At 69.9% G+C, this 16146-nt stretch carries 16 protein-coding genes and 1 tRNA gene; 7 read left to right on the forward strand and 10 right to left on the reverse strand.

Annotation, left to right across the window (positions count from 1 at the left end; all coding sequences use genetic code 11):
- Window positions 1-120: 120 nt before the first annotated feature.
- The 6 genes from rsmA to lptF form a co-directional block, all read right to left on the reverse strand.
- On the reverse strand, window positions 121-969 hold the full coding sequence (rsmA, locus tag ACFOMP_RS07245) for a 16S rRNA (adenine(1518)-N(6)/adenine(1519)-N(6))-dimethyltransferase RsmA (protein WP_379028979.1): 849 nt from the start codon (window positions 967-969) through the stop codon (window positions 121-123).
- Window positions 966-1934 carry a 4-hydroxythreonine-4-phosphate dehydrogenase PdxA gene (pdxA, locus tag ACFOMP_RS07250; protein WP_379028982.1) on the reverse strand — a complete coding sequence of 323 codons (969 nt, stop codon included), beginning with the start codon at window positions 1932-1934 and terminating at the stop codon, window positions 966-968. The genes rsmA and pdxA overlap by 4 nt, the downstream gene beginning before the upstream one ends.
- Before the next feature lie 67 nt (window positions 1935-2001).
- Window positions 2002-3291, reverse strand: a complete 1290-nt coding sequence (locus tag ACFOMP_RS07255; protein ID WP_289894093.1) for a peptidylprolyl isomerase — start codon at window positions 3289-3291, stop codon at window positions 2002-2004.
- Between the two features lie 31 nt (window positions 3292-3322).
- A complete protein-coding gene (locus tag ACFOMP_RS07260; RefSeq protein ID WP_379028985.1) occupies window positions 3323-5734 on the reverse strand; it encodes an LPS-assembly protein LptD in 2412 nt (803 codons plus the stop codon).
- Complete coding sequence (gene lptG, locus ACFOMP_RS07265) at window positions 5734-6855, reverse strand: LPS export ABC transporter permease LptG (protein WP_289894091.1); 1122 nt, start codon at window positions 6853-6855, stop codon at window positions 5734-5736. Before lptG ends, ACFOMP_RS07260 begins: the two co-directional genes overlap by 1 nt.
- Window positions 6852-7985: an LPS export ABC transporter permease LptF gene (gene lptF / locus ACFOMP_RS07270; RefSeq protein WP_379028988.1), complete on the reverse strand. Its 1134-nt coding sequence runs from the start codon at window positions 7983-7985 to the stop codon at window positions 6852-6854. Before lptF ends, lptG begins: the two co-directional genes overlap by 4 nt.
- A 130-nt stretch (window positions 7986-8115) precedes the next feature.
- Here lptF and ACFOMP_RS07275 point away from each other — a divergent pair, with 130 nt between their 5' ends.
- Together ACFOMP_RS07275 and ACFOMP_RS07280 are read left to right on the forward strand one after the other, a co-directional pair.
- The gene (locus tag ACFOMP_RS07275) at window positions 8116-9729 is read left to right on the forward strand and encodes a leucyl aminopeptidase (RefSeq protein WP_379028991.1); all 1614 of its coding nucleotides are present in this window, start codon (window positions 8116-8118) and stop codon (window positions 9727-9729) included.
- A complete protein-coding gene (locus tag ACFOMP_RS07280) occupies window positions 9729-10178 on the forward strand; it encodes a DNA polymerase III subunit chi (RefSeq protein ID WP_289894088.1) in 450 nt (149 codons plus the stop codon). The genes ACFOMP_RS07275 and ACFOMP_RS07280 overlap by 1 nt, the downstream gene beginning before the upstream one ends.
- Window positions 10179-10242: 64 nt before the next feature.
- Here ACFOMP_RS07280 and ACFOMP_RS07285 read toward each other — a convergent pair whose 3' ends face one another.
- Both ACFOMP_RS07285 and ACFOMP_RS07290 read right to left on the reverse strand, forming a co-directional pair.
- Window positions 10243-10818, reverse strand: a complete 576-nt coding sequence (locus ACFOMP_RS07285) for a retropepsin-like aspartic protease family protein (RefSeq protein WP_289894087.1) — start codon at window positions 10816-10818, stop codon at window positions 10243-10245.
- On the reverse strand, window positions 10818-11429 hold the full coding sequence (locus ACFOMP_RS07290) for a MarC family protein (protein WP_289894086.1): 612 nt from the start codon (window positions 11427-11429) through the stop codon (window positions 10818-10820). Before ACFOMP_RS07290 ends, ACFOMP_RS07285 begins: the two co-directional genes overlap by 1 nt.
- Window positions 11430-11591: 162 nt before the next feature.
- On the opposite strand from ACFOMP_RS07290, the gene ACFOMP_RS07295 reads away from it, so the two are divergent.
- The 5 genes from ACFOMP_RS07295 (at window position 11592) to ACFOMP_RS07315 (ending at window position 14431) form a co-directional block, all read left to right on the forward strand.
- Window positions 11592-11915 carry a twin-arginine translocase TatA/TatE family subunit gene (locus ACFOMP_RS07295; protein ID WP_289894085.1) on the forward strand — a complete coding sequence of 108 codons (324 nt, stop codon included), beginning with the start codon at window positions 11592-11594 and terminating at the stop codon, window positions 11913-11915.
- An 18-nt stretch (window positions 11916-11933) separates the two neighbouring features.
- Window positions 11934-12443 carry a Sec-independent protein translocase protein TatB gene (gene tatB / locus ACFOMP_RS07300; RefSeq protein ID WP_379028996.1) on the forward strand — a complete coding sequence of 170 codons (510 nt, stop codon included), beginning with the start codon at window positions 11934-11936 and terminating at the stop codon, window positions 12441-12443.
- Window positions 12444-12468: 25 nt separating this feature from the next.
- Window positions 12469-13353, forward strand: coding sequence for a twin-arginine translocase subunit TatC (gene tatC / locus ACFOMP_RS07305; RefSeq protein ID WP_289894083.1), 885 nt, complete (start codon window positions 12469-12471; stop codon window positions 13351-13353).
- The gene (locus ACFOMP_RS07310) at window positions 13346-14188 is read left to right on the forward strand and encodes an ATP-binding protein (RefSeq protein ID WP_289894082.1); all 843 of its coding nucleotides are present in this window, start codon (window positions 13346-13348) and stop codon (window positions 14186-14188) included. Before tatC ends, ACFOMP_RS07310 begins: the two co-directional genes overlap by 8 nt.
- Before the next feature lie 166 nt (window positions 14189-14354).
- Window positions 14355-14431, forward strand: a tRNA-Met gene (locus ACFOMP_RS07315).
- Between the two features lie 55 nt (window positions 14432-14486).
- Here ACFOMP_RS07315 and ACFOMP_RS07320 read toward each other — a convergent pair.
- On the reverse strand, window positions 14487-14939 hold the full coding sequence (locus tag ACFOMP_RS07320; protein ID WP_379029000.1) for a hypothetical protein: 453 nt from the start codon (window positions 14937-14939) through the stop codon (window positions 14487-14489).
- 91 nt (window positions 14940-15030) lie between these two features.
- Window positions 15031-16044, reverse strand: a complete 1014-nt coding sequence (locus ACFOMP_RS07325) for a GlxA family transcriptional regulator (protein ID WP_289894080.1) — start codon at window positions 16042-16044, stop codon at window positions 15031-15033.
- Window positions 16045-16146 lie beyond the last annotated feature (102 nt).

Below are 16146 nucleotides of genomic sequence, written 5' to 3' on the forward strand. Positions count from 1 at the left end.
GGCGAGGCCGCGCCCGCGCCGCGTCGGCGCACCCGCGCCGCAGCCGCCGGCGCCAGCACGACGCCGCGCGCGCCGCGCAGCCGCAAGAAGCCGGCCGAAAAGGCATCCGGCGAATAAGCCTCAGCGCGGCGCGGCGGCCAGTCCCCGCGCCAGCGCGCAGAACTGTTCCAGGCCGATCTCCTCGGGCCGGGCGGTCGGGGCGATGTCGGCGGCGACCAGCAGATCCTCGATCGCCGGATGCAGCCCCTTCAGCGAGGCGCGCAGCATCTTGCGGCGCTGGTTGAAACCCGCCGCCACCACCCGGTTCAGCACCGCCGGATCGGCCGGAAACCGCGGCTCGGGCAAGGCGGTCAGTTGCACCACCGCCGAATGCACCTTGGGCGCCGGCACGAATGCCTCGGGGGGCAGGGTCATGACGATCCGCGCCTCGCTGCGCCATTGCGCCAGCACCGCCAGCCGGCCATAGGCCTTGCCGCCCGGCCGGGCCACGATGCGCTCGGCCACCTCCTTCTGGAACATCAGCGTCAGCGACTGCCAGAAGGGCGGCCAGGCCGCCGGCGTCAGCCAGCGGATCAGCAGCTCGGTGCCGACATTGTAGGGCAGATTCGCCACGATGCGGATCGGCGGCGTCAGATGCGCCAGCGGATCGACCTCCAGCGCATCGCCGTGGACGACCTCCAGCCGGCCCGGATAGGCGGCGGCGATCTCGGCCAGGGCGGGCAGGGCGCGCTCGTCCTTTTCGATGGCCAGCACATGCCGCGCACCCTCGGCCAGCAGCCCGCGGGTCAGCCCGCCCGGCCCCGGCCCGACCTCGATCACGTCGCAGCCCGACAGATCGCCGGCCGCGCGCGCGATCTTGGCGGTCAGGTTCAGGTCCAGCAGGAAATTCTGCCCCAGTTGTTTCTTCGCCCGCAACTCGTGCCGCGCGATCACCTCGCGCAGCGGCGGCAGCCCGTCGATCGCGCTCATCGCCGGCCCGCCATGTCATGGGCCATGCGCAGCGCCGCGATGACGCTTTGCGCGTCGGCGATGCCCCGGCCGGCGATGTCGAAGGCGGTGCCGTGGTCGGGCGAGGTGCGCACGAAGGGCAGGCCCAGCGTCACGTTCACGCCGCCGGCGAAATCCAGGGTCTTGATCGGGATCAGCGCCTGGTCGTGATAGGCGCAAAGCGCCGCGTCATAGCGGGCGCGGGCCGCGGGGTGGAACATGGTGTCGGCGGGCAGCGGGCCGGTCAGGCCGAAACCCGCGCCGCGCAACCGGGCGATCAGCGGCGTGATCCAGCGGGTTTCCTCGTCGCCGATGACGCCGTTCTCGCCGGCATGGGGGTTCAGCCCGGCAATGGCCAGCCGCGGAGCGGCGATGCCGAAATCGCGGCGCATGGCGGCGTCGGTGATGCGGATCGCCTGCTCCAGCAGTGCCGGGGTCAGCGCCTTCGGCACCTCGTGCAGCGCGATGTGGATCGTCACCGGCACGACGCGGCAGGGCGGCTCCACCGTGGTCGAGGCCAGCATCATCGCCACCGGCACATCGCCCGCCAGATGCGCCAGATATTCGGTATGGCCGGGAAAGGCGAAGCCGGCGCCGCGCTTCAGCGCCGCCTTGCTGATCGGCAGGGTGCAGATCCCGCCGGCCGCGCCGGACAGGGCCAGACCGACGGCGCGGGCAATCACCTCGATCACCGCCCGCGCATTGGCGGGATCCGGCCGTCCGGGCACCGCCGGCGCCGGAAAATCATGGCGCAGAACCGGCAGCAGGCCCGGAGCCACCGGTTGCGCCAGCGCATCCACCTCGGTCCAGGCGGTTCCTTCGGGCAGATGCCGCGGATCGCCCAGAAAGACGAAGGGCACGCCCGAGGCCAGCGCCTTGGGCGCCAGTTCCGGGCCGACGCCGGCAGGCTCGCCGCAGGTCAGGATGATCGGCCGCGCTTCCGTCATTGTCTCTGTTTTCCAAATCCTTTCGGGGGCCCGGGGGCGAGGCGCCCCGGGTCCGCCTTGCCCGGGCTCACGGCCGGCGGATGATGGCATTCGAGCGCAGCTCGGCCAGATAGCTCTCGGCCGCCTGTCCGACCTTGCGGTTGAAGATCATGTTGCGCACCTCGTCGCGGCCGGGCAGCGCATCGGGATCGGGGGCCGCGGCCTGTCCGTCCTCGGCGCCCTCTGCCCCTCCGGCCGTGACCGGGACGGCGGCCGGCGAGGTTTCGGCGGCCAGCAGCGCCGGTTCGCGCTTGCACAGCATCAGCAGCGTTACCGCGCCGCCATAGCTGATCACCGTCGATTCGTTGTCGTCCAGCACCGCCAGGCGCAGCGCCTCGCCGGTCGGGATCTGGCCCTGCGGCAGGGTCTGGCGCTGGATCTGCTCGGCCGGCAGGCCGCGGGCATGGACGAACAGATCGGCGCAGCTGTCCGAGACGGCGGCGATGCGGTTCGCCTCCTCGGCGCTCGACAGGCGGAAGCGGACGAAATCCAGCACCTGCTCGCGGGCGCCGGGGCGCAGCGTGCCGCGGGTGTCGCGCAGGAAGAACAGCACCACCGCGCCCTGAACGGTCAGCGGCTGGCTGATCTGGCCCGGTTTCATCGACAGAATGATGGGCTGCAGCGCCGGCGGCAGATTGGCCAGCGGCGTCCAGGGCAGGCGGCCGCCGCTTTCTGCCGAGGGCGTCGCCGAATAGCGCCGGGCCGCGGCGGCGAAATCGCCCTCGGAGCGCACGTTCTGCACCAGCGATTCCGCGATCTGCATCGCCCGCGCCTCCTCGCCCGGCGGGGCGGGGATGATCAGTTCGGACAGCGCGACATGGGTGGTGCGCGGCGTCTCGATGATCTTCTGCAGTTCCTGCTCGATCTCGGCATCGGTGACCCGGACCTGCGGCACCACGCGCTGGCGCACCACCTCGCGCCAGACCACGCCGGCCGAGATGAAGTCGCGGAAGGCTTGGCGCTCGACGCCGGCGCGGGCCAGTTGGCCAGTGAATTCCTCGACGCCCAGATTGGCGCGGCCGGCGAATTCCGCCAGGCCGGCGTCGATCTGCTCGTCGCTGGGGGTGATGCCCATCTGCCTGGCCGCGGACAGCCGCAGTCGGTCGTCGATCAACGCCTTTTCGGCCGAGGCCGGATCGGATTCGGGGGCCCGCAGCAGCTGCATGAAGCGCACGCGCTGGTCGAGCTCGTAGCGGGTGACGGCCGAATCGTTCACATAGACCAGCGGCTGGAACGGATTGCCCTGCGCAAGGGCCGGGGAAACCCCGTTCCCGGCCAGCATCGCGGCCATCGCCGCCCCCAGAAGAATTCGCCGCATCAGCTCCCTCGCCGCATGGTTTTGCCGGACATTAGCGCAGGCAGGCGCGACGCGCCACCGTTCCCGGGCCGGCCTTTTGCTGGCCGAAGCCGCCCAGGCGGATGCCCAGGTCGAAACTGGTATCGGGCCGCAGCTCGTCCGAGGAGGTGAAGCGCCGCTGCACCGACATTTCCACGGTGACGCATTCGTTGCGGTATTCCAGCCCCAGCTGCGCCTTTTGTGCGCGGTCGGCGGTGAAGTCGTAGCGGGCCTCGGTCGTGGCCCACCAGCCCTGCGCCATCTGCCAGCCCCCGGCCATGGTCAGTTCCGAGACGTCCCGCCGGCGATTCTCGCTTTCATCCGAATCGAGCCAGAGATAGCCGGCCGAGACCTGCAGGCCGGGCTGGAACCAGCCCAGCCGCAATTCGTTGCGGCTGATCGAGAAACTGTCGTCGAACAGCGCCCGGTTCACCAGCGCCAGCCCGTTCGCGCCCTGATAGGTGGCCGAGAGCAGCCAGTCCGAGCGCGTCTTGCCCTGCGGGCCGGTGAAGGCCGGGTTGTCGGATCCGTCGATATAGGCGAAGGCCGGGTCCGGATCGGTGCGGAACACACGGCCGGCGGTCAGGCCGATCGACCAGCCGGTCGGGTCGATCCGGGTCCAGCTCAGGCCCAGATTGGCGCGGAAGCCCGACTCGCGCGCGTCCCAGCCGGGAAAGCGGTCCAGCGAGAACAGGTTGCCCTCGTCGAACTCGATCAGCCGGCTGTCCTCGTTCGGCACGTCGTCCTCGGCCTCGCGCTCGGGCGACCAGATCAGCTGCGCGACCGGCTCGATGATATGGGTGACCCCGCCGGAATGACGCGCGAGCGGCCAGCGCAGTTCGGCCGCCAGCGTCGGATCGGCGCGCATCACCCAGTCCTCGTAATCGCTGTCCTGGTTAATGCGATAGAGGTCGGCATCGACCCGGCCTTCGACCTTGCCCAGGACGCCGCCCGGCAGGATCTCGCTGCGCTGCCAGTCCAGGCCGACCGAGCCGCGCGCCATGTCGCGGCCGACCTTGTCCGCAGAGGAAGAACGGCGATGCGCGTGCAGCGACCATTCCAGGCTGGCGATGCCGCCGATGCGGTCCGGGATCCAGCGCCGCTTCCACAGCGCATCGGCCACGACCGAGGGGGTGAACTCGTCCGGCTCGTCGTCGCGCAGAGATTCGTAATTGCCGATCCGGGCCATCACCATGCGGTCGCGGCGCACCCGGTCCAGGGTGATGCCGCTCCACAGCCGGTCGGCGTCCGAGATGTCGTAATCCAGCAGATAGGCGCGGTTGCTGGCCATCTGGATCTGGAAGCCCAGCAGGTAGCCGCGCGGCAGCTCGAAGCGACCGGCGCCGAACAGGTAGCCGCGGGTCTCGCCCTGCTCGATGTCGTCGCGCGAGACGGCGCCGTTCCACTCCATGGCACCGTTGTGGAAGGCCTGGCGATAGCGCAGCTCCAGCGTCCGGGTGCGCGAGGCGGCGACATAAGGCGTCACCGTCAGGTCGGCATGATCGCCCAGGGTGATGAAATACGGCAGCTTGATGCCGAAGCCGAGCCCCGAGGTGGTGCGGAACTGCGGCCGCAGGAAACCCGTCATCCGCTCGACGGTCGGGTCGGGCGCCGTCAGCCAGGGCAGGCTGGCGATCGGCAGACCCAGGGCGCGGAACTGCGGGTGGTCGAAATGCAGCTTGCGGGTGCGGGTGTCGTGGGTGATCGAGCGGGCGCGGATCTCCCATAGCGGAATCGGGTTTTCGGCGCAGATCTGGCAGCTCGAGGCGACGACATTGTCCAGCCGGGTCACGGCGCCGTTCTCGCTGCGGCGCATCTGCCGCGCCGCCAGCTGCATCTCGCGCGCCAGAACCAGCCGGGCGCCGCGCAGGATGCCGTCCTGCATGTTCGGGTCCAGCTGCGCGCTGTCGGCGATGACGATGGTTTCCTGCGGCGTGCCGGCGCGGGCGGGCTCGGTCAGGTGGATCGGTCCCTCGATCACCGCCGAACCGGTGTCGTTGTCGTAGATCACCCGCGAGGCGATCAGCCGCGCGCCGCGATGCCAGATCACCACGCCCCCCGAGGCGGTCAGCCGGTTCTCGGCATCCAGCGTCACCTGGTCGGCCAGCAGCGTGGCCGGGCTGGCCGCGTCCCCGTCGCCGCTGCCCTGGATGCGCACCGAACCGGGCCGCGCCACCGAGGGCGTCTGCGAGGCCTCGGTGCCGTCGGCAAAGCGGGCATTGCTGTCGGAATCCTCGGTCGGCGCCAGCGCCGGACCCGAGGGCCCCTCGAACAGGCTGCCGGTCTCGCCATAGATCGGCAGGGTCTGGCCGTCGGGGGTCAGGCTCTGGCCCAGGGCGATGCCGGGCAGGCCCAGCCCCGGCAGGACCGCCGCCAGCAGGGCCGCGCGGGCCGTGCCGCCGCCGTTTTGTCGCTTGCGCGCCATCAACCGTCCTCCAGCCGCAATAATGCCCCCAGGGCAAGGAACAGCGCCACGATGGGCGGCGCCCAGCCGGCCAGCACCGGCGGGATGCCGCCATTGTCGCCCAGCACCTGCGCCAGGTTGCGCAGGAAGAACAGCGCGATGCCGCAGCCGAAACCGGCCAGCACCAGAAGCCCCATCTTGCGCCCGCGCATGTGCCGCATGGTGAAGACCGCGGCCAGCGCCACCATGGCCGCCATCAGCAGCGGCCGCGCCAGCTCCATCTGGAACCAGACCTTGTGGCGCTGGGCGGAAAAGCCGGCGCGCTCCAGCCCCTTGATGAAGGCCGGAAGCTGCCAGATCGGGATCGCCTCGGGCTTGCCGAAACTGTCGCGGATGCGCGCGGCGGTCAGGTCGGTCGGCAGCGTCAGCTCGGCCGCGGTGCGGGCCATCGCCTCGGGATTGGGCTGGGTCAGCGGCCATTCCTTGACCTCGCTGAGCAGCCAGGCCCCCTCGGTCAGCCGCGCCTGGCGGGCGTCGATGCGGCGGGTCGGTCCCTGGTCGGGCGCGAAGATCATGAAGGTGGCGTCGTAAAGCGTGGTGGCGTCGGCGCTGGCCCGGCTGGCCTGGATCACCACCTGGCCCGGGGTCTCGGCCCCGCCCGGCCCGGTCATCGGCAGCGCCTGGCGCAGCCAGACGGCGCTGTCGCCGACGCTGATCGTCTGACCGCCGCCGCTTTTCATCCGCGCCACCGCGTCGTCATAGCGTTTCGAGGTGCCCGCCACCATCGGGTTCAGCACCGCGACCGACAGGATCCCGACCAGCGCCGCCGTGACCGCCGGCGCCGCCAGCACCCGCAGGGCCGAGCGGCCCGAGGCCCGGATCGCCACCAGTTCCGAGCTGCGCGACAGGCTGAGAAACAGCGCGATCCCCGCCAGAACCGTCATCAGCGGCAGGATGGAATAGAAGCTGGCGGTGATGTTCAGAAGCGACAGCACCGCCGCGCCGGACAGGCCGATATTCTCGTCCGAAAAGCGGCGGATCTGCTCGACGATGTCGATCAGGAACAGGATGGCGCCGAAAATGGCGGCGATCAGCACGAACATGCGCAGGAAGCGCCGCGCCACATAGGCTGAAAGGATCATGCCGCGGCCCCCCCGCTCTCGCTGCGCAGCCGGCGCGGCCGGGCGGCCAGCCACAGCACCGTCACGCAGGCCGCCGCCCCCAGCAGCGGCGAGACATATATCAACGGCCAGCGCGAGGCGTCGCCCGCCACCTGGTTCTCGGCCGCGGTGCTGAGAAATTGCACGACGATCAGCGCGATCACCGCCCAGATCACCTGCCGCCAGACCCCGAAGCGGCTGAACCCGCCCAGAAGCAGCATGGCAAAGCCCAGCATCGCCGCCACCGGCGCCTGCAGCGGCTTCGCCAGCCGCTCATGCGCCTCGGCCAGGGCCTTGTCGGCGGTGGCGCCGGTGGCGGCCAGCAGTTCCGGGTCGGGGTCCAGCAGCCGCAGCGTCGGATAGGCACGCAGGTCGCGCTTGCGGCTGACCGCCGGGTCGATCAGCAAGCCGAGGTCATAGGCCAGCTCGGAAAAGCGGGTGACCGACAGGCTTTGCCGTTCGCCGGTGCGGCGCAGGTTCTGCACCATGCCCTGCATCATCACCAGCCGCGGGCCGGCATCGGTGCGGACCAGCAGCGCCTCGGTCGCGGTATAGGTGGTCTGGTTCGCGGGGTCGCGCGCATCCTCGAGGAAGAAATAGATCAGCCGGCCGTCGGCCGCGATCTCGCTGATGTACAGCGTCACGCCGCGCACCGGGTACTGGAAGCTGCCGGCGCGCAGGAATTGCGCGGTGACGTTCTGGGCGATCTCGGCCTGGCGGTCGGTCAGCCGCCCGCGCGCCATCGGCACCAGCGCATGCACCAGCAGCGCCACCATCAGCGCCACCAGCACGCCGAAGACGAGGACCGGCCGCGCCAGCCGCCAGGGCGACATGCCCGCCGCCTGCATCGCCACCAGCTCGGATTCCGAGGCCAGCCGGTTGGTGCCATAGGCGCTGGCGGCGAAGGCGGCGATGGGCAGCACGGCCGAGATCACCAGCGGCAGGGTCAGCGCGGTGAATTCCAGCACCACCAGCGCCGTCTGCCCGTCCGAGATCAGCTGCTCGAACAGCGACACGGCGCGGTTGATCCAGTAAACCGAGACAAGCACCAGCGCAAAGAACCCGAACAGGGTCAAAAGCTGCGACAGGATGTATCGGTCGATGCGGGGCATGGGGGCTTTCAGCGGCTCGGATCCAGATTGATTAGCGGCTGCGCGGGGATTGGGAAAGCCCCGGCTCTGGTCAAGGCGGGGTTGCGCGACTAGTTTTCGCCGAAGACGGATCAACGCGAAAGGCAGGATCATGACGCACCCGGTCGAAATTTCCTTCACGGCGACGGACCTAACCGAGCTTGCCTCGCGGCCGGGCCGGATCGCCATCCTGGTGCCGCAGACCGGGCGGCTGCCGGGCGGGCTGCCGCGCGGCACGCGCGAAGCGGCGGTCCGGGCGCTGGAATCCGAGGCCTGGAAGGCGGTGAAACCCGGCAAGGCGCTGGAACTGGCCTTTCCCTCCGGGCTGAAGGCCGAGGCGCTGCAGCTGGTGTCCCTGCCGCAGAATGCCGACACGGCCACGGCGCGCGCCGCCGGGGCGAGCATCGGCGCGAAACTGGGCAAGGCCGATACGCTGGTGGTGGCCGGCAACCATCCGCGCGCGGCCGAGGTGGCGCTGGGGCTGGCGCTGCGCGCCTATGATTTCTCGGCCTACAAGACGAAGCCATCCGGAAACGGCGCCGGCCCGGGGAATGGCGTGCCCGAAGGCGACGCGCCGGCCGAGCCGGCCGTGACCACCAGCCGCAGCGGGGCGGCCGAGGATGCGCGGCTGTCGGATGCGGCCGATGGTGGCGCCCGCGCCGCCGAATCGGCGCCCGGTGCCAAGCCGCGCGGCAGGGTGGTGTTCATGCACAAGGATCCCGAGGCGCTGGCCCGCGCGGCCGGCGATGGCGCCGCGGTGGCCGAGGGCGTGTTCTTCACCCGCGACCTGGTGAACGAGCCGGCCAACGTGCTGACCACCAGCGATTTCGCCGACCGGCTGCTGGCCATGCGCGAGCTGGGCCTTGAAGTCGAGGTACTGGAGGAGGACGAGCTGGCACGGCTGGGGATGCGGGCGCTCTTGGGCGTGGGGCAGGGCTCGGAAAGCCCGTCCAAGGTCGTGGTGATGCGCTGGAACGGCGGCGGCGAGGCGGCGCCGCTGGCGCTGGTCGGCAAGGGCGTGGTCTTCGACACCGGCGGCATCTCGATCAAGCCCGCCGCCGGCATGGAAGAGATGACCATGGACATGGGCGGCGCCGGCGTGGTCGCGGGCGTCATGCGGACCCTGGCGCTGCGCCGGGCGCGGGCCAATGTCGTGGGTCTGGTCGGCCTGGTCGAGAACATGCCCGACGGTCGCGCCCAGCGTCCCGGCGACATCGTGAAATCCATGAAGGGCGACACGATCGAGGTGATCAACACCGATGCCGAGGGCCGGCTGGTGCTGGCCGATGTGCTCTGGTACGCGCAGGACCGCTTCAAGCCCGCGGCGATGGTGGATCTGGCGACGCTGACCGGGGCGGTGATCATCGCGCTGGGCCATGACAATGCCGGCGTGTTCTCGAACGACGACGCCTTCGCCGATGCGGTGCTGGCCGCCGCCAAGACCGAGGGCGAGGGCGCCTGGCGCCTGCCGCTGGGGCCGGGCTATGACAAGCTGATCGACTCGCGCCTGGCCGATATCAAGAACACCGGCGGGCGTGCGGCCGGCTCGATCACCGCGGCGCAGTTCCTGCAGCGCTTCGTGCGCGAGGGCACGCCCTGGGTGCATCTGGACATCGCCGGCGTGGCGCTGCCGCCTTCCGAAACGGCGCTGGCGCCCAAGGGTGCGAGCGGCTGGGGCGTCATGACCCTGGACCGGCTGGTGCGCGACCGCTTCGAGGGCAGGTGATGGGCTCGGCCCTGTTCTATCATTTGACCCGTTCGGGGCCGGGCCAGCTCTTGCCGATGCTGATCGGCAAGAGCCTGCAGGCCGGCTGGCGGGTCGAGCTGCGGGGCAGGGACCGCGCCCGCCAGGTGGCGCTGGACGAGACGCTGTGGCTGGGCGAGGGCTTCCTGCCGCATGGCCTGGCCGGCGGGCCGCATGATGCCCGCCAGCCGGTGTTGCTGACCGTCGAGGGGCAGGCGGCGGCGAATGCGGCGCGCTGCCTGATCGCGCTGGAGGGCGTCGAGGTCTCGGGGGCGGAATGCGCGGCGCTGGAGCGGGCCTGCATCCTGTTCGACGGCAACGACCCCGAGGCGCTGGACCGCGCCCGCGCGCAATGGCGGGCGCTGACGGCCGAGGGCGTGCCGGCGGAATACTGGTCCGAGGCCGGCGGCCGCTGGGAGCGCAAGCAGTAAGGGGGGCGCTGCCCCCCGCGCGTGCCGCGCTCCCCCCGGGGTATTTGGAAAACGGAGAAAGCCGTCAGCGTTCCAGGATCAGGCGGTTGCCCTCGATGCTGACGCGGGCGAAGCGCGACAGGTAGGACATGCCCATCAGCGATTGATCGAGATCGCTGCGCAGCACCATGGCCGGGACGCGGCTGTCGTGGATTTCGCCCAGGGTCACGCTGTCGAGGGTGACGGGCGCGGTCTCGATGATGCCGTTCGCGGTCCGGGCCTGGCCGACATAGCCGAGGCTGTCGGGGTCGATGCCGACGCGCCCGGCGTCGCGCGGCCCCAGCGCGATGGTGGTGGCGCCGGTGTCGATGACGAAGCGGACCGGGATGCCGTTCACCTCGGCCGTCAGGTGGAAATGGCCGTCATTGCCCAGCGGCACCTCGACCCGGCCGCCCTCGAGCATCCGGGCCTGCGGCGAGACGGTGTTGCGGATGTCCTCCCACAGGCCGGCCAGTGCCAGGGCGCCCATGAAGATCAGGCCCCAGGCCGCCGCCTGGCGCAGGGTCTTGCCCGGCCGGGCGCGCAGCTCGACCAGCAGGAAGCCGCCCACCGCGACGAGCAGCAATACAAGATAGGCCGTGCGGCCGAATTCTTCGCCCATCAGAACAGTCCCGTTCCCTTGAGCCCGTCGATCACGAACTGGATCGAGAGCGCCGCCAACAGCATGCCGAAAAGCCGGGTGACCACCATGGTCCCGGTGCGCCCCAGCAACCGGGCGATCGGCCCCGCCATGGCGAAAAGCGCCGCGGCGATGCCCAAGACCGCCAGCATGGCCAGGTGGATCATCAGGGTGTGAACCGGACTCTGGTCCTGTCCCACCAGCAGGATCATGGTCGCCAGCGCCCCCGGCCCGGCCAGCAGCGGCGTCGCCAGCGGAAAGACCGACGGGTCGTCGTCATCGTCCCGGGCCTGGCCCTCGCGCCGTTCGGTGCGCCGCTCGAACAGCATGTCGAGCGCGGTCAGGAACAGCAGCAGCCCGCCGGCGATGCGAAAGGCCGGCAGCGAGATGTCGATGCCCTGCAGGATCGCCTCGCCCGCCAGACCGAACAGCGTCATCAGCCCCGCCGCCACCGCCAGCGCCCGCCAGCCGATTCGGCGGCGGCGTTGCGGCGCCATGTCGCGGGTCAGCGCGATGAACAGCGGCACCAGCCCCACCGGGTCGATCACCACGAAAAGCGTGACAAAGGCGCTGACGATCTGAACAGGGTCCATGGTTTCCGCAATATGGCCCGCTTCATGCGCGGGGGGAAGCGCGGCGGCGCGTCAATGCGTCCGATCACGGAATTGGGGGTTTCGTGAGGCGCGTTCCGCACCTATATCGGGAAGCATGTGAAGACACGCAAGGCTTTCGGGCCCTGCCACGGAGGTAAAGACATGCACGCACCTTCACCGATGGCGCTATTGCTGATCGCCATCGTCGTTCTGGTCCTTTTCGGGCGCGGCAAGGTCTCGTCCCTGATGGGCGAGGTCGGCAAGGGCATCACCGCCTTCAAGAAAGGCGTGAAGGAAGGCAGCGAGGAAGGCGATGCGGCGGCGCGCAGCGAGGTCAAGGAGGTCGAGATGAAGACCACCGACGACATCGACCGTGCCCGCGCTGAGCTGGCCGCCGAGCGCGCCAAGTTCGAGGCAGAACGTGCCCGGACGGCGGCCGACAGCTCGCTGCGCGACGTGACGCCGAACGACACGACCAAGCTCTGATCCCCCGGTCCGGCGCGCATGTTGGATATCGGCTGGAGCGAGCTTCTGCTGATCGGCGTGGTGGCGCTGATCGTCATTGGCCCCGAGGACCTGCCCAAGCTGTTCCACACGCTGGGCCGGATCACCGCGCGCGCGCGGTCGATGGCGCGCGAGTTCAGCAGCGCCATGGAGGATGCCGCCAAATCCTCGGGCCTGGATGACGCGGCCAAGACGCTCAAGGACGTGAACACGCTGACCTCGAAACGCGGGCTTGGCCTTGACGCGCTGGAGCGTGCGACCGAGCGTTTCGAGAAATGGGATCCGCTGAACCCCAAGGATCAGGCCGGCAAGGCGCCGCTGCCCGATCCCGCGGCGCCGAAGCCGGCTGCCCCCGCGGCGAATGGCGGCGACGCGCCCGCCGCCCCGCCCGCTGCGGCCCTGCCGCCCGCGCCGGGCGTCGTCGCCCCGCCGGTCGCGGCCGAAGAGGCGCCGGAGACCGCCGACGGGCGCCGGCGCCTGCATGCGGTGCGCCGCTCGGACCGCGCGTGACAAGACTGACAGGAGAGGCCGATCCGTGGCGACAAAAACTGCCAAGCCGGACGATATCGACGATTCCTCCGCGCCGCTGATCGAGCACCTGAAGGAGCTGCGCACCCGGCTGATCTGGTCGGTGCTGGCCTTCGTGGTGGCGATGGTGCTGTGCTATTTCGTCTGGAACCCGATCTTCGACTTCCTGACCCAGCCGATCTGCCATGCGCTTGAAAAGCGCGGCCAGACCTGCGGCCTGATCCTGCTGAAGCTGCAGGAAGGCTTCTTCGTCGCCATGCGCATCGCCTTCTTCGGCGGTTTCGTGCTGGCCTTTCCGGTGGTCGGCTATCAGCTGTGGCGTTTCGTGGCGCCGGGACTCTATCGCAGCGAAAAGAACGCGCTGCTGCCCTTCCTGGTCGCCTCGCCGGTGATGTTCCTGCTGGGCGCGGCCTTCGCCTATTACATCATCCTGCCCTGGGCCTTCGACTTCTTCCTGGGCTTCCAGCAGGGGCCGCTGGCGCTGCCGGACGATCCCGCCGCCGCAGCGACCGCTGCGACCGCCGCGGCCGGGGCCGCCGTGGCGCCGGCCGATGCCGCCAAGGAACCCTGGGCCGGCATCGTTTTCCAGGGCTCGGTCGAGGAATACCTGACGCTGACCACCAAGTTCATCCTGGCCTTCGGCCTGTCCTTCCAGCTGCCGGTGGCGCTGACCCTGATGGGCAAGGCGGGGCTGGTGTCCTCGGAAGGGCTGGCCAGCGTGCGCCGCTATGCCGTGGTGGTGATCCTGGTGCTGGCGGCCATGGTGACGCCGCCCGATGTCATCAGCCAGATCGTGCTGTTCTCGGTGATCTACGGGCTTTACGAGACCTCGATCTTCCTGGTGCGCCGCATCGAGAGGAAGCGCGCGCTGGAGGAGCAGGCCGATGTCTGATGCGGTGCTGAACCGAATCGCGCAGGCGCTGGAGCGCATGGCGCCGCCGCCGGCGCCGGAACCGAGCTTCAGCGAGGCGACGGCTTATGTCTGGCATCCCGACCCCGACCGGCTGGAGCCGGTCGAAGAGGTCAACCGCGTCGATCTGGTGCAGCTGATCGGCATCGACCGCGCCCGAGACACGCTTCTGGCCAATACGCTGCAATTCGCCCGGGGCCATGCGGCGAACAATGCGCTGCTGTGGGGCTCGCGCGGGATGGGCAAGAGCTCGCTCGTGAAGGCCGCCCATGCCGAGGCGGTGCGCCAGGGCCTGCCGCTGGTGCTGGTCGAGATCGCGCGCGAGGATCTGGGCACGGTCGGCCGGCTGCTGGCGATCCTGGGCCGGGCGCGGGACCGGCGCTTCCTGCTGTTTTCCGACGACCTGTCCTTCAGCCATGACGACACCCAGTACAAGTCGCTCAAGGCGGTTCTGGATGGCGGCATCTCGGGCCGGCCGTCCAACGTGATCCTGTACGCCACCTCGAACCGCCGCCACCTGATGCCGCGCGACATGATCGACAACGAGCGTTCGACCGCGATCCATCCCGGCGAGGCGGTCGAGGAGAAGGTGTCGCTGTCGGATCGCTTTGGGTTGTGGCTGGGGTTCCATCCCTGCTCGCAGGACGAATACCTGGCCATGGTGCGCGGCTATTGCGATGCCTATGGGCTGCAGATCGCCGAGGACCAGTTGCGCGCCGAAGCCATCGAATGGCAGGCGACGCGGGGCTCGCGCTCGGGGCGGGTGGCCTGGCAGTTCTTCACCGATCTGGCCGGCCGCAACGGCATCGCGGTCTGATCCGCAAGCGGCTTTCATGCGAGCGCCCGCCCCGGTTTCCCGAAGGCGGGCGCGCTGTTTTTTCGGGGTCCGCCATGCGACGGGGACGGCACGGAAAAACTTGCGGAAAACTGTTCGAGAGCCCTTGACGCCCCCAGCCGCCCGCCGTAAATCGCACCCACTCCGTGGCGGAGTAGCTCAGCTGGTTAGAGCAGAGGAATCATAATCCTTGTGTCGGGGGTTCAAATCCCTCCTCCGCTACCATTTCCCCCTGAACATCGCAGGTGATACGGCCGCCTTCAGGTGGGGTGCCGGGATGTCAGGCCGCCTTGATCAGCACGATGTCATTGCCGCGTTTGCGGTCGGCCGGCAGGGCCTCGTATGCGTCATGGCTCGCCGTCACGATCAGCCGCGCCGCATCGCCCTCTCTGGCCGCCCTCAGGTTCTGCGCGCTGGTCTTTTCCAGATCGGCCAGGGTGATCGCCAGCGGCGTGGCGATGAACAGCGATTTCAGCTCGAAGACCTTGGCGATATAGGGGTCGTAACCCTCGATGGTCCAGCTGGTGCCGGCCGCGGCGCCCTCGGCATTGACGATCAGCGGCAGCGACCATGCGCCCTGCGCGTCGGTGGTGGCCTCGACCTTCTGCGTCACCACCCGCACCCCATCCTCGAACACGTCGGACCCGACCAGCGTGGCGACGATCTTGCCCCCGGCGATGGGGGCGAGGCTGGCGTCGATCAGCAGGCCCCGGACTGTGGCTTTGTTCGGCATGTCTTGCTCCCATGCTCATGCGAAAAACGCCGCCATTATGCGAAGGATCGGCGGCGGTTGCAGGCTGGGCGGAAGCAACGCGCGCTGCGGCCTAAAGCGCGTCCGCAGCCAGAATGTCGCGGCTCTGGCGCCAGAGGTCGGGCGTGGTGCCCTCGGTCTCGCGGAAGACCCGGATCAGATGCGAGGCGTCACAGAAGCCGGTTTCCTCGGCGATGCGGGTCACGGTGCGGTCGGTGCGCGCCAGCAGCATCCGGGCCTGTGCCAGCCGGATGCGGATCGAGGCATCGGCGGGCGGGATGCCGAGGTCGGCGTTGAAATGCCGCTCCAGCTTGCGCCGGCCGACGCCCAGGTCGCGGGCGATGCGGGCGATGGGCAGGGGCGCGTGCAGGTTCTGCTGCATGGCCAGCAGGGCGCGGCGCACCAGCGGGTCGCGGGCATTCAGCTCCAGCGGCAGGCCGGGCTGGGGGCGGTCGCCCTCCATCGGCTCGTCGATCATCAGGATCGACAGCGCCTTGCGTGCCGCCGCCCGGCCCAGGTGGCGGTCGATCAGGAAGGCCGCCAGATGCGCGGCGCTGACCCCGCCCGAGCAGGAAAGCCGGTCGCGGTCCACGACGAAGATCTGGTCCGAGACCGGGCGCATCTTCTCGAACTCGGCCAGGAAATCCTGGTGGTGGAACCAGCTGACGCAGCAGCGGTAACCGTCCATCAACCCGATCCGGGCCATGGCGAACACCCCGGTGCAAAGCCCGCCCAGCGACACCCGCGCTGCCGCCGCCCGGCGCAGGAAGGCGGCCTGATCCGGCGAAAGGCCGGGGCCGCCGTCGATCAGCCCGCCGACGGTGATGATGTAGTCGAAGCGCGCCGGGTCGCCCAGCCGCTCCTCGGGTTCGATGCGCATCCCGCAGGAGGACTGCACCGGCGCCATGTCGGGGGAAAGCACCCGCCAGCGGCAGCGGATCGGCCGCGAGCCGTCGCCGTCATCGGCGGCCAGGCGCAGCACGTCCACGAATGTGGCAAAGGCCGACAGCGTGAAACGCGGGGTCAGCAGAAAGCCGATGCGCAGCCGCGGCTGGTTCGGGTCGGGTGAGGCGTCGTATTCGGGCATGTCGCGATTCGTCCACGGCTGGCGTCGCGATCATGCCATGTTTTGCGCGATTATCCAGTGCCTGCATGGGGCAGGGCGATCACTCCTTGGTGGCCAGCACCA

Source organism: Paracoccus simplex (assembly GCF_042648325.1).
Taxonomy (GTDB): Bacteria; Pseudomonadota; Alphaproteobacteria; order Rhodobacterales; family Rhodobacteraceae; genus Paracoccus; species Paracoccus simplex.